The following is a 13279-nucleotide window of genomic DNA, read 5'->3' as shown; positions in this document are numbered from 1 at the left end:
CTCTATAATGTGCGCTTTCTCACAAAACAGGACTCCGTTATGACGACTCTGGGTACCCCCCTTTCGGCAACTGCCACCCGAGTGTTGATGTGCGGCGGCGGTGAGCTGGGCAAGGAAGTGGTGATCGAGCTGCAGCGCCTCGGCGTTGAAGTGATCGTCGTGGATCGCTACCCCAATTCCCCGGCCATGCAGGTGGCCCACCGTTCCCATGTCATTTCCATGCTGGACGGCGCCGCCCTGCGTGCCGTGATCGAACAAGAGCAGCCCCACCTGATCGTGCCCGAGATCGAGGCCATCGCCACCGATACGCTGGCCGAGCTGGAGCAGGAAGGCTTTACCGTGGTGCCCACCGCCCGCGCCACCCAGCTCACCATGAACCGGGAAGGCATTCGCCGGCTGGCGGCGGAAGAGCTTAATCTGGCCACTTCGCCTTACCGCTTTGCCGGTACCCAGGACGAGTTTCGCGCCGCCGTGGCCGAGATTGGTCTGCCCTGTGTGGTCAAGCCGGTGATGAGCTCGTCCGGCAAGGGCCAGAGCACGGTGAAGACCGAGGCCGACATCGACGCCGCCTGGCAATATGCCCAGGAAGGCGGCCGTGCCGGCGGCGGCCGGGTGATCGTGGAAGGCTTTGTGGAGTTTGACTACGAGATTACCCTGCTCACCGTGCGTCATGCCGGTGGCACCAGCTTCTGCGCGCCCATCGGCCATATTCAGGTAGACGGCGATTACCGGGAGTCCTGGCAGCCCCAGGCCATGAGCCCGGTGGCGCTGGCGGCGGCCGAAGAAGTGGCTGAAAAAGTGACCAGCGCCCTCGGTGGCCGTGGCCTGTTTGGGGTGGAGTTGTTTGTGCGTGGTGACGAAGTGCTGTTCAGCGAAGTGTCGCCCCGGCCTCACGATACCGGCATGGTCACCCTGATCTCCCAGAACCTGTCGGAATTCGCCCTGCACGCCCGGGCCATTATCGGCCTGCCCATTCCCACTATTCGTCAGTACGGCCCGGCGGCCTCGGCGGTGATCCTGCCCGAAGGCAGTTCCAGCCAGACTACCTTTGGCAACCTCACCGAAGCCCTGGCCGAGCCCGATACCGATCTGCGCCTGTTCGGCAAGCCGGAGATTCACGGCCGCCGCCGCATGGGCGTAGCCCTCAGTCTGGCCGACAGCATTGAGAACGCCCGAGACAAGGCCCGCCGAGTTGCCGCGGCGGTGAAGGTAGAGTTTTAAGCCTTAAATCGCCTGTGGGGCCGGCAAAGGTCGGCCAAAGGAACCACTTCGCGACACGCTTCAAGCCCCTCCTTGGGGCGCTCGGCAAATGCCATCCATGGCATTTGATCGGTCGCGAAGCGGCCTCCTTTGGCCGCCTTTATATAGGCCGGTATTGTCTGTTTATAGTAATCCTGTCCTCAATCCCCAATCCCTTGCATTTACAACCAGAACCCCACCAGCATAAAGGCCGGGATCAGCACCAGCAGCGGGCAGCGAAGCACCCGCAGCGCCAGCAGGCCCAGCGCTGCCGCGGCCAGGGCCGGCGCACCGGTGACGCTGGCCACAAACACCGGCTGATACAGGGCCGCCAGCAACAATCCCACCACGGACGCATTGACCCCGGCAATGGCCCCCGCCATGCGCGGGTTGGCGGCCAGCGCCTGCCAGCCATTGATAAACGCCAGCACCAGTAAAAAGCCCGGTAAAAACACGCCAAAGGTGGCTACCAGCGCCCCCAGTATGGGGCTTGCCGGCAGCAGCTCGGCGCCGAGAAAGGTGGCCAGGGTGAACATGGGGCCGGGCATGGCCTGGGCGGCGGCGTAGCCGGTCAGAAACAGGTCACTGGAAAGCGTATCCGCCAGCAGGTTTTGCAGCAGCGGCAGCACCACGTGACCGCCGCCAAACACCAGGCTGCCGGCCTGGTAAAAGTCGGCGAACAGGCCTGCCGAGCCGCCCAAGCCAAGTACCGGCAACAGCACAAACAGGCCGGCAAACAGCAGCAAAAACGGCCAGTTGAGGGATGGAGAGCGACCCGGCTCGCCACTGTCTCGACGCAGCCAGAAGGCGCCAATCAGTGCCGCCGCCAGCAGGGCGACAAACTGGGCGGCCAGCCCGGGCCACAGCCAAAGCCCCGCGGCGGTGCCCACCGCCAGGCTCAGCGGCAGGCGCTGGCGGCAGAACTGGCCGGCCATGGTCAGCACGGCGTCGGCCACCACCACCAGCGCAAACAGCTTGAGGCCGCCGACCACCGCCGAGGTGACCGGAGAGTCCGCGTAGTGTTGTCCCAGCAAGGCCAGCACCAGCATCAGAGTAAAGGAAGGCAGGGTAAAGCCGAGAAAGGCGGCAATGGCACCGCCCAGACCGGCGCGCTGGTAACCGATGGCAAAGCCCAGCTGGCTGGAAGCGGGGCCGGGCAGAAACTGGCACAGCGCCAGGGTAGAGGCAAAGCGGTCTTGCGGCAGCCAGCCGAGCTTTTGCACGAAATGGCGCTGAAAATAACCGATATGAGCAGCCGGTCCGCCAAAGCTGACCCAACCCAGCATAAAGAATTGCCAGAACACCGAAAGCATAGTGTGAATTCACTCCAGATTAATTATTGCGACATCATGATGGCTCGCCAACATGACACCAGAAATACCGGCAAGGTAACAAAAAATGTAAAAAAATGTGCGGTGGCTATACAAGCGGGGGCCGAGGTTTAATACTACGAAAGATTCCATTTGAGTAACAAAAATAACGGGCCGCCGGCCCTCAACAAATAATAAAAAAGCAGGCCACTTCCGACATGGCTTGAGGTGCACCTCGGCAATGGATGCGAAAGCCGGATGCTTTCGAATTGAATAAGCCGGGCTGGAACATACCAGACCGTTCGCCCGGCATTACTGGAGAGCAAGGGAATGAATGAAGAATCCAGCCAGCCGGTATTTGTGGCCGCCGGCAGTTCCGATACCCGTGAAATGGTGACCGGCATTCTGGAAAATGACCATATCGATGTTGAAGTGCCCAATAAGGATCAGAGTCTGATCAAGGCCTTTGATGCCAGTCACGCCCGGGTACTGATCTTTGCCTTCAAGCAGGTGGAGCAGTCCCTGAAACTGGCGGAGCTGTTCAGGGCCAAGAGCCGGCGTTTTCAGGATGAGAACTGCCGGCTGGTGCTGCTGTGCGACAAGCTGGAAGCGAAACAGGCCTACCAGTTGTGTCGCCAGGGCAAGTTCAACAACTATGTGGTGTTCTGGCCCCTGTCCTTTGATCCCTTTCGGCTCAGCATGGCCATTTATCAGGAATTTTACGAACTGGAGCAGCAACGGGCCGCTCAGGGCCGGCAGGACAAGCTGGACGGTCAGCAGCTGGTGGTGAGCGAGCTGGAAGCCATATTGTCCCGGCAGCTGGATGGCGGTGAGGATCTGACCGGCAGTCTGAGAACCCTGCTGAACCTGGCTGCCGGTACCGAGGCACAGACGCCGGAGCATGACATGCCCAGCCCGAACCGCTTGTATGAGCAGATAAAACAGCTCGACAGCTCGGTCCGCAACTTTGAATCCCTGTCATCCAGCAGTCTGCGCGACTTGCGCCAGGCCCTGAGCAAGGTCAGTCACCACAACGGCACCATACTGGTGGTGGAGGAAGATCCGGCGTACCGCAAAATGATGACCTCCATTCTCAAGTCCCACGACTTTCATATACTGACCGCCGACTCAACGGCAGCGGCCATCAGCCTGCTCGAGCAGCACATGCCGGATCTGGTGCTGATGGAGATTCTGATGCCGGGCCTGAGCGGCGCCGAGGCCGTTCGCCTGCTCAAGGAAGTGGAGCCAATGAAGGAGGTACCGGTGATCATCATCAGCAGCCAAAGCCAGAAGAGCGTGATTGTGGAATGCGTGCAGCTGGGCGCCACCGCCTTTGTGGCCAAGCCCTTCAGCCAAAAGCTGCTGATGGACAAGGTGCACGGTGCCCTGGGGCTGCCAGGCCTGGTGCCCGCGTAACTCCGCCGAAGCACGGCGCCCTGCCGTGCTTCCCCTGATTTCCTTTCTGCCGAACATCTCCGCGTCATTGTGGAACGCTAATTGCTAATACCCCTGCCAATGAATGTAAAAGCCGGCAGCGCCGCCCTGGTGGCGCTGCCGGCGCGTCAGGCGGCACGCCGCCGCGGAGGTAAAGGCAGTGAGCAACAAGCAGCGGGCCGCGAACACCCTGTTCGCCCCGGCCAGCGGAAAAGTCCACCCGGCAGGGGAAGCCGGGTTTCCCCTTTATGACTTTTTTCAACAGGAGCAAGCCGGTGAGCGGCAGAGTGAGCGCCTGCTTCCGGCCCTGGAAGCATGCCGGGACGGCTGGCGTCGCCGGCTCGAGGCCATGCTTTACCGCAGCGAGCTGAGTCTGGACTGCCGTGTGCGGGAAGGCGCGCCGGCACCGGCGGAGCAGCTTCATTTTTTGATGGAACATCAATGGGATGGCCGGCTGCAAGCGTCCGCCGCCCTGCACATTGAGCACGCCACCCTATACCGGCTGGCGGAAATGACCTTTGGTGGCCAGCCATTGGACAGCATTGGCCCGCTGCGTGCGGTGTCCGAAACCGAGCGCCGGCTGGGCGCCAGTCTGCTTGGCATGATCACCGACGACCTGGTGGCACGGATATTGCCAGAAGCCGTGCCGGGATGCGCCCGCATGCTGGCCGGCGCAGCGGAGTTTGAGGTGGAAACGCAGCTGGCCTTTGACATTCACTTCGCCGGTCAGCATCTGGGCTGGACCCTGACACTGCCCGCGCTGCGGTCGGCCGAGCCGGAAGCCTTGCCGGTGCCCGCCGATGGCGGGCTCACCGAGGCCCTGAACGCCAGCCTGCCCCGGTTGAGTACGCACTTGTCGGTGCCCCTGGCGACCTTTGAGCTGCCTTTGGGGCAAATCGCCGAACTCAATGAAGGCGACGTGCTGCCCATCAACCTGTTGCAGGAGGTGGTGGCCCGGGCCGGCGAACAGCCGGTGCTGAAAGGGCGGGTGGCCGAGCGCGACGGCATGCTGGTGTTTGCCAGCCACGGATTCATAGACTGAGCAGTTACGGAGCGGCAAATGATGGATACACAACAAGACAACGGCCTGTTGCTGGGCGATGACCTGGACAGCCTGTTTAACGATGCGGCCATGGAGCCGGAAAGCGCGGCCTCACCGGCGGATGAGACCCGGGGGCTCGGTTATTTTCAGCAACTGCCGGTCAAGGTATCGCTGGAAGTGGCCAGTGCCGAGGTCAGCCTGGGTGAGCTGATGCAGGCGGGCGAGGGCGCTGTGATTGAGCTGAACAAAATGGCCGGCGAGCCCCTGGATGTCAGGGTGAACGGTGCCTTGCTGGCCCAGGGAGAAGTGGTGGTGGCCAATGGTCGCTATGGGGTGCGCCTGACCCGCATCATCAACCGGCCCGCAAGCCAGGCGGGAGCGAATGAAGCATAAGCTCTGGCTGGCCCCGCTCCTGGTCACTGTGCTGGCGCTGTTGCCGGGGCAGGCTTCGGCCGACGTGCCGCTGTTGTCGGTCACCGGCCCCGACGGCGACACCGAATACAGCCTGAAACTGCAGATTCTGCTGCTGATGACGGCGCTGGGGCTGTTGCCGGCGTTTTTGCTGATGCTCACCAGCTTTACCCGCATTATCGTGGTGCTGGCGGTGTTGCGTCAGGCCCTGGGTCTGCAGCAGAGCCCGCCCAACCGGGTGTTGATCGGCATCGCCCTGTCGCTGACCCTGCTGATCATGCGGCCGGTATGGCAGGACATCTACCACAACGCCTTTGTGCCCTATGACAATGGCGCCATCGGCTTTGAGCAGGCGCTGGTGACCGCCAGGGCGCCGCTGCAGAGCTTTATGCTGGCCCAGACCCGGGAAACGGATCTGGAGCAGATCCTTAATATCGCCCAGGAGCCCACGGATCTGGCCCCGGAGGAGGTCCCTTTTGAGGTACTGATCCCGGCCTTTGTGCTGAGCGAGCTCAAAACCGCCTTTCAGATTGGCTTTATGCTGTTTATTCCCTTTTTGGTGATCGACCTGGTGGTGGCCAGCGTGCTCATGGCCATGGGCATGATGATGCTGTCGCCCCTGGTGATCTCATTGCCGTTCAAGCTGATGCTGTTTGTGCTGGTGGACGGCTGGGCCATGACGGTGGGCACCCTGGCCCGCAGTTTCGGAGGCTGAATGACGCCCGAGCAGACGGTGGACATCATCAGCCAGGCGGTACTCACCATCATCGCCATGGTCAGCGTGCTGATCATTCCCGGCATGGTGGTGGGCCTGGTGGTCAGCATTATTCAGTCGGCCACGCAAATTCAGGAGCAGACCCTGAGCTTCTTTCCGCGCCTGCTGGTGACCCTGCTGATGCTGATCTTTGCCGGCCATTGGCTGCTGCGGGAGCTGATGGAGCTGTTCGATATGCTCTACACCATGATTCCTGGAAGCCTGTGAATGACGCCTCTGCTCAGCCTGACCACCCCCGAGCTGATGGCCTGGATAGGCAAGGGCTGGTGGCCCTTTTGCCGGCTGGCGGCGTTTTTCTGGGTGCTGCCGCTGTTTGGTGACGGCCACCTGAGTCCGCAAATCCGGCTGTTGTTGGCCTTTGCCCTGGCCATGGTGCTGATGCCGCTGTTGCCGAAGGGGCCCGAAATCGACCTGTTTTCCTTTGCCACCCTGGTGATCACCCTGGAGCAGTTGCTGTTTGGTGCCCTGCTGGCGCTGATGCTGCAACTGCTGTTTACCGTGGTGACCATGGCCGGGCAAATATTGTCGATGCAGATGGGCCTGGCCATGGCGGTGATGAACGATCCGGTCAATGGCGGCTCGGCACCGCTGCTGGGCCAGTTGTTGTGGATTTTTGTGGCGCTGCTGTTCCTGGCCTGGAATGGCCACTTGCTGGCACTGGATGTGATCGTCGAGAGTTTTCGCAGTTGGCCGGTGGGCCACAGTCTCTATGAGCTGGACCTGTCACTGCTGGTGAACCTGGCCGGCTGGATGTTTGGCGCCGCCCTGTTACTGGCGCTGCCGGCGGTGATCGCCATGCTGCTGGTCAACATCACCTTTGGGGTGATGAACCGCAGCGCGCCCTCGCTCAATATCTTTGCCCTGGGTTTTCCCATGACCATGATGCTTGGGCTGGTATCGCTGCTGCTGATGCTGGCCAATATTCCCCAACGCTACCTGGAATTCAGCCAGGACGTGTTTGATCTCATGCGTCACTGGAGCTGAGCCATGGCCGGGCAGGATTCTTCTCAGGACAAAAGCGAACAGCCCACGGAGCAGCGCAAGCGCAAGGCCCGGCGCGAAGGCCAGGTGGCCCGCTCCAAGGATCTCAATACCCTGGTGCTGCTGTTGCTCGGCGGCCTGGTGCTCTGGTGGCAGACCGCGGCGCTGGGCGCCTTTTTTCGCCGGCTGTTTACATCGGCCATGGAACTGCCAGCGGCGGCCACGCGCGAGCCGGCGCGCATGCTGGAGCTGCTGGAGCAGGCGCTGATGGCCACCCTGTGGGCGCTGCTGCCGGTCTTCCTCACCATCTCGGTGCTGCTGGTGTTGTCGGGGCTGGTGCCCGGCGGTCTGCTGTTTTCCTGGGACAGCCTGCAACTCAAGCTCAGCCGGCTCAACCCGCTGTCGGGGCTCAAGCGCATGTTCTCCAAACAGACGCTGGTGGAGCTGTTCAAGTCCATGCTCAAGGTCACCCTGCTGGGCGGCACCCTGGGCGTGCTGCTGGTCAGCCAGTGGCAGCGGCTGATGTTTCTCGGTCGCATGCCGCTGGTCAGCGGCTTTGGTCAGGGCCTGGGGCTGCTGGTGCTGGCGGTGCTGGCGCTGTGTGCGGCGCTGGCGTTGATTGCGATTATCGACGTGCCCTTTCAGAAATGGTCGATGAACCAGAAACTGAAAATGACCAAGCAGGAAGTCAAGGAAGAGCAGAAAAACACCGAGGGCCGGCCCGAAATCAAGCAGCGCATTCGGCAAATTCAGTTTCAGATGGCCACCGGCCGTATCGAGCAGCGAGTGCCGGACGCGGACGTGGTCATCGTTAACCCCACCCATTTCGCCGTGGCGCTCAAGTACGATCCCGAGCGCGCCGAGGCGCCCTTTGTCATTGCCAAGGGCACCGATGCCCTGGCCACCCGCATTCGCGAGCTGGCCCGGCTACACGATCTCGAGGTGATCAGCCTGCCCCCCCTGACCCGCGCCCTGTATTACTCCACCCGGGTGGATCAGCAGGTGCCGGCGGGCCTGTACAGCGCCGTGGCCTATGTGCTGACCCATGTGTTGCAGCTCAAGGCCTGGCGCGAAGGGCGAGGGCGCCGTCCCGGCAACCTGCCCGAGTTTCGAATTCCCGAGAAATACCAACATTAAGAGGTGAAGTGTGAACTGGAAAGGCCTTGGCCGCCCTTATGCGGCCGTTCCCCTGCTGCTGATTGCCGTGCTGGCCATGGTGATACTGCCGCTGCCGCCCTGGCTGCTGGACGCGCTCTTTACCTTCAATATCGTGCTGGCCATTCTGGTGTTGCTGGTGGCGGTATCGGCGCGCCGGCCGCTGGACTTCTCGGTGTTTCCCACCGTGCTGCTGGTGGCCACCCTGATGCGGCTCACGCTCAACGTGGCCTCGACCCGGGTGGTGCTGCTCAGCGGCCATGAGGGGGCGGGGGCCGCGGGCAAGGTGATCGAAGCCTTTGGCGAGGTGGTGATCGGCGGCAACTACGTGGTGGGCATGGTGGTGTTCGTGATCCTGATGATCATCAACTTTGTGGTGATCACCAAGGGCGGCGAGCGCATCTCGGAAGTGGCGGCGCGCTTTACCCTGGACGCCCTGCCGGGCAAGCAGATGGCCATCGACGCCGATCTCAACGCTGGCGCCATCGATCAGGAGCAGGCCCGCAACCGCCGTCAGGAGGTGGCCCGGGAAGCCGACTTCTACGGCTCCATGGACGGCGCCTCCAAGTTTGTGCGCGGCGACGCCATTGCCGGCCTGTTGATCCTGTTCATCAACCTGCTGGGCGGCTTCATGATCGGCATGTTCCAGTATGAACTGAGTGCCGCCGAAGCCTTTCAGCGTTTTGCCCTGCTCACCATAGGTGACGGCCTGGTGGCGCAGATCCCCTCACTGCTGCTGGCCACCGCCGCCGCCATTATCGTCACCCGGGTCAACGACGACAGTGACATGTCCACTCAGGTCGGGCAGCAGCTGCTGGCATCCCCTCGCGTGGTATGGACCGGGGCCGCCGTCATGCTCATTCTGGGGCTGGTGCCCGGCATGCCGACCCTGGTGTTTCTGCTGTTTGCCGCCGTGCTCGGCTACGCCGCCTGGCGCCTGCAGCAGGCCGAAGCCAGGCAGGCCGAGCCGCTGGAGCAGGCCGAGACCCTGCTGGCCCGTGAACAGGACAGCGCCGCCAGCCTGGGCTGGCAGGACCTGCCCCGGGTCGATTTGCTGACTCTGGAGCTGGGCTACCGGCTGGTCAATCTGGTCAATGAAGAGCAGGGCGCGCCGCTGCTGGGGCGTATTCGCGGGGTGCGCAAGAGCCTGTCGGAGCAGGCCGGCTTTCTGCTGCCCGAGGTGCGGGTGCGCGACAACCTGCAACTGTCACCCCAGGAATACCGCATCAAGCTGGCCGGGGTGGTGATGGCCAGCGGCAGCGCCGACGGCGAACGCATGCTCGCCATCAACAAGGGCGACACCTATGGCGAGGTGGACGGCGAGCTGACCCAGGAGCCGGCCTATGGCATGCCGGCGGTGTGGATCGAGCCCGGCAACAAGGCCAAGGCCCTGAACTACGGCTATGCGGTGGTGGACTCCGCCAGCGTGGTGGCCACCCATGTCAGCAAGCTGATGCGTGAGCACCTGCCGGAGTTGCTGGTGCTGGACGATGTGACTCACTGGCAGGAGCGGTTGCAGCAGCAGGCACCCAAACTGGCCGGGCTGCTGGCCGAGGCAGTGCCGCCGGTGCTGCAGCTGAAAGTGTTTCGCTACCTGCTGAAGGAGCAGGTTAGCCTCTCTGATGTGGTCACCATTGCCACCGCCCTGGTGGAAGGGGCCGAGATCACCCAGGATCCGGTGCTGCTGGCGGCCGATGTGCGCTGTGCGCTGAAGCGGGTTATTGTGCGCCAGATCATGGGAGAACGCGACGTATTAAGCGCATTTACCCTGGCCGATACCCTGGAGCAGACCCTGCTCGGCGCCCTGGGGCAGGCCCAGCAACAGAACGCCAAAACCAGCATCGACAGCTTTCCGGTCGAGCCCAACCTGCTCTCCCAGTTGCAGCAGAAAATGCCGGCAGTGGCCGAAACCCTGCAGGAGCAGGGCGTGCCGGCAGTGCTGCTGGTGATGCCTCAGCTGCGGCCATTACTGGCCCGCTACGGCGCCGTGTTTGCCAGGGGGCTCAAGGTGCTGTCCTACAACGAGGTGCCCGAGCACATTCAAATCGACGTGGTCGGCACCCTGGGCTGATCGCCATTCCCTTACGGAGGAAGGGGGCTTTCCTTCCTCCCGCCACTCAATACCCATAAGAAAAATGCCGGTTTGGGGTTGAAATTTTCCTGTTTTTTTAGTCAACTACTGTCGCACTGAAAAACGATTGCTGATGACAAGGGCAAACTGCGTGAAAACGCAGGACGCAAAGCTTCCGGTCTAAGGGAATGATTTTCCTACGATAGCGGGGCCGCCAAGGCAGGTTACCTTCCGGCGTTTCGCCACCTGTAATACCTTTCTCAGCGTTATTTCCCATCCTGGCCTGGTGCCGGGCCGGCACTCTGCTGCCGGAAGTAAATGACAAGAAACAAGATGAACAACCTTGCAAGACTGAAAGGCATGGCCTGCCTTGGTGTGTTGCTGGGCAGTCCCGGAGCATCGGCCGATTACGTGACCGATCTGGATCAGGCTGTCTGGCGCGCCGAACGCAGCGCTTCCCGTTGTGTGCTGGAGCACCACATCGGACAGGTGGCCATTGCCCGCTTCAGCGCCGGTCGTGGTGAACGCCCGGTGCTGAGCGTGGACTGGCGCGCCCGGGGTATTCAGGGCGGCCAGGCCACCCTGTCCATTGTGCCGGCCCCCTGGCAACAGGCACCCGAGCAGCCCCTGACTCAAAGCCACTGGCAGCGCCAGCAGCTGCGCTTTGACCAGCACACCTCCGAGGCCCTGAACGCCCTGGCAAATGGCCGCTGGCTGGCCATTGCCGAGCCGGGCAATCCCCACCGCCTGGTGATGTCGGGCATTCATTTTCAGCTGGCCCACAACGATTTTCGGCTGTGCCGGGGCGAGGACGGCGTGGACCACGCCGTGAACGGCGAACGCCTGACCCTGCACTTTCAACGCGGAGCCAGGGAGCTGAGCCCGGAGCAGCGCCGGCAGCTGGCGGCCCTGGCCGCCCACATCGGCACGCAGAAGCCGGGTTCCCTGCTGCTGGAATCCCACACCGACAACAGCGGCGACGAGACGCTGAACCTCAAGCTGTCCCGGCAACGGGCGGAGCGGGTGGCCGATGAGCTGCGCCGTTTTCATCCTTCGCTGCCAATGGCCATTCGCGCCTTTGGCGAAGCCTATCCCTCGACCGACAACACCACTCCGGCTGGCCGTTACCAGAACCGGCGCGTCGTTATTTCTTTCATCAAGGCGGAACAAGCATCATGAACATGGGTACTCAGTCTTCTTCTTTGCTGTGGCTGATTTCAAAGGGCGGCCTGTCCGACGTGTGTCACGGCGCCCTGCTGGCCGAAGGTTACCGGGTCGAGGCCATGAACCTGATGTCCCGCAGTGAGCACAAGCCGGGCGTGATCCTGGTAGACAGCGACACTGGGGCCGGCTTTGCCGAGCAGATCCAGACCCTGGTGAGCCGGTTTCCTCAGGCCGTCATTCTGGCCATGGTGGAGCAGGGTGAAAGTGCCCTGGCGGGGGAGGCCCTGCGCGCTGGCGCCAGTGACTATGTGCTCAAGCCGTTTCAGCCCAGCCAGCTGCTGCGGGTGCTGGGCCAGAGCCTGGCATTGCGCAACAGCACCGGCGACATGGTGGTGCGCTCCCGGGCCGGCCTGCAGGTGCTGCAGCTGGCCTACCGGGCGGCACAGACCCCGGCGGCGGTGCTGATCGGCGGCGAGTCCGGCACCGGCAAGGAGTGTCTGGCCCGTTATATTCACCAGGTGTCCGACCGAAGCGATGGCCCCTTTGTGGCGGTGAACTGTGCCGCCATTCCCGAAAGCATGCTGGAAGCCGTGCTGTTCGGTTACAGCAAGGGCGCCTATACCGGTGCCAGCCAGGCCCAGGCGGGCAAGTTCGAGCTGGCCAACGGCGGTACCCTGCTGCTGGATGAGATCTCCGAAATGCCCCTGGCGCTGCAGGCCAAGCTGTTGCGGGTGCTGCAGGAAAAGGAAGTGGAACGCCTGGGCAGCCATCAGAAGGTGCGCCTGGATGTGCGCATTGTGGCGGCCAGCAACAGGGATCTGCGCGAGGCGGTGAGCGCCGGTGAATTCCGCGAAGATCTGTTCTACCGCCTCGACGTGCTGCCCCTGGGCTGGCCACCGCTGCGCGAGCGGGCCGAAGACATCATGCCGCTGGCCCGCCACTTTCTGCAGAAATACGGACAGGGCGAGTCATTCCGCTTCAGCGCCGAGGCCGAACGCGCCCTGCTGAGCCACCCCTGGCCGGGCAACATTCGTGAGCTGGAAAACGTCATTCAGCGGGCGCTGATCCTGGCCCGCAGCGCCATTATTGACGTGGTTGATCTCATGCTGCCCGAGTCCGCCCAGAGCCGCTCGGCCAACAGCCTGATCACCCTGAGTCAGCCGGTGGCCGACACCCCCGCCGAGGGCCTGCAGGCCAGCCGTCAGCGCGCCGAGTTCGACTACGTGCTGCAGATACTGCGTCAGTACAGCGGCCACCGTTCCCGCACCGCCGAAGCCCTGGGCCTGACCACCCGGGCGCTGCGCTACAAGCTGGCCGCCATGCGTGAGCAGGGCATTGATATTGACCGTGCCGTAGGAGCCTGACCATGACCATTTCACCCGAAAGCGCTCAGCAGGCCATGCTGGTGCGGCTCAGTCAGCTGCAACAGCAGGCTCAGGGCGGCGTTGCCATCACGCCGGCGGTGGAGCAGGGCTCCTTTGGCGAACTGATGAAAACCACGGTGCGCGCCATCAACCACGAGCAGGTGCAGGCGTCCAGCCTGATGACGGCGGTGGAAACCGGCGCCAGCGAGGATCTGGTGGGGGCCATGCTGGCCAGTCAGAAGGCGGGCCTGAGTTTTTCCACCCTGGTGCAGGTGCGCAACAAAATGATGACTGCCTTTGACGACATCATGCGCATGCCGCTGTAAGGAGCTG

At 62.8% G+C, this 13279-nt stretch carries 13 protein-coding genes and 1 riboswitch; of the genes, 12 read left to right on the top strand and 1 reads right to left on the bottom strand.

Going from position 1 to position 13279, the window contains the following annotated elements:
- Nucleotides 1-39 precede the first annotated feature (39 nt).
- Entirely contained in the window at nt 40-1221 is a 1182-nt protein-coding gene (gene purT, locus Q9290_RS08935) for a formate-dependent phosphoribosylglycinamide formyltransferase (protein ID WP_306079302.1), read from the top strand.
- Between the two features lie 200 nt (nt 1222-1421).
- Here the strand turns inward: purT and chrA are convergent, their stop codons facing one another.
- Nucleotides 1422-2552: a chromate efflux transporter gene (gene chrA / locus Q9290_RS08930; RefSeq protein ID WP_306079301.1), complete on the bottom strand. Its 1131-nt coding sequence runs from the start codon at nt 2550-2552 to the stop codon at nt 1422-1424.
- 327 nt (nt 2553-2879) lie between these two features.
- Between chrA and Q9290_RS08925 the strand changes: the two genes are divergently transcribed.
- The 11 genes from Q9290_RS08925 (at nt 2880) to fliE (ending at nt 13272) form a co-directional block, all read left to right on the top strand.
- Nucleotides 2880-3965, top strand: coding sequence for a response regulator (locus tag Q9290_RS08925; RefSeq protein WP_306079300.1), 1086 nt, complete (start codon nt 2880-2882; stop codon nt 3963-3965).
- A 178-nt stretch (nt 3966-4143) separates the two neighbouring features.
- Nucleotides 4144-5025, top strand: coding sequence for a FliM/FliN family flagellar motor switch protein (locus Q9290_RS08920; protein ID WP_306079299.1), 882 nt, complete (start codon nt 4144-4146; stop codon nt 5023-5025).
- Nucleotides 5026-5043: 18 nt separating this feature from the next.
- On the top strand, nt 5044-5418 hold the full coding sequence (fliN, locus tag Q9290_RS08915) for a flagellar motor switch protein FliN (RefSeq protein ID WP_306079298.1): 375 nt from the start codon (nt 5044-5046) through the stop codon (nt 5416-5418).
- Nucleotides 5408-6151, top strand: coding sequence for a flagellar type III secretion system pore protein FliP (gene fliP, locus Q9290_RS08910; RefSeq protein ID WP_306079297.1), 744 nt, complete (start codon nt 5408-5410; stop codon nt 6149-6151). Before fliN ends, fliP begins: the two co-directional genes overlap by 11 nt.
- Nucleotides 6152-6418 carry a flagellar biosynthetic protein FliQ gene (locus Q9290_RS08905; RefSeq protein ID WP_306079296.1) on the top strand — a complete coding sequence of 89 codons (267 nt, stop codon included), beginning with the start codon at nt 6152-6154 and terminating at the stop codon, nt 6416-6418. It abuts the gene before it with no gap.
- Nucleotides 6419-7195 (top strand): flagellar biosynthetic protein FliR, encoded by a 777-nt coding sequence (fliR, locus tag Q9290_RS08900; RefSeq protein ID WP_306079295.1) that lies wholly within the window; start codon nt 6419-6421, stop codon nt 7193-7195.
- 3 nt (nt 7196-7198) lie between these two features.
- Entirely contained in the window at nt 7199-8329 is a 1131-nt protein-coding gene (gene flhB, locus Q9290_RS08895; protein WP_306079294.1) for a flagellar biosynthesis protein FlhB, read from the top strand.
- Between the two features lie 10 nt (nt 8330-8339).
- Entirely contained in the window at nt 8340-10418 is a 2079-nt protein-coding gene (flhA, locus tag Q9290_RS08890) for a flagellar biosynthesis protein FlhA (RefSeq protein WP_306079293.1), read from the top strand.
- A 131-nt stretch (nt 10419-10549) separates the two neighbouring features.
- Nucleotides 10550-10637, top strand: a riboswitch (cyclic di-GMP riboswitch).
- A gap of 114 nt (nt 10638-10751) precedes the next feature.
- The gene (locus Q9290_RS08885) at nt 10752-11597 is read left to right on the top strand and encodes a MotY family protein (RefSeq protein ID WP_306079292.1); all 846 of its coding nucleotides are present in this window, start codon (nt 10752-10754) and stop codon (nt 11595-11597) included.
- Complete coding sequence (locus Q9290_RS08880; protein WP_306079291.1) at nt 11594-12946, top strand: sigma-54 dependent transcriptional regulator; 1353 nt, start codon at nt 11594-11596, stop codon at nt 12944-12946. Before Q9290_RS08885 ends, Q9290_RS08880 begins: the two co-directional genes overlap by 4 nt.
- Before the next feature lie 2 nt (nt 12947-12948).
- Nucleotides 12949-13272, top strand: coding sequence for a flagellar hook-basal body complex protein FliE (gene fliE, locus Q9290_RS08875; protein WP_306079290.1), 324 nt, complete (start codon nt 12949-12951; stop codon nt 13270-13272).
- The last annotated feature ends 7 nt before the right edge of the window (nt 13273-13279 follow it).

Source organism: Oceanimonas aquatica, from assembly GCF_030732065.1.
GTDB lineage: Bacteria > Pseudomonadota > Gammaproteobacteria > Enterobacterales > Aeromonadaceae > Oceanimonas.
This window is presented reverse-complemented; position numbering and strand designations above follow the sequence as displayed.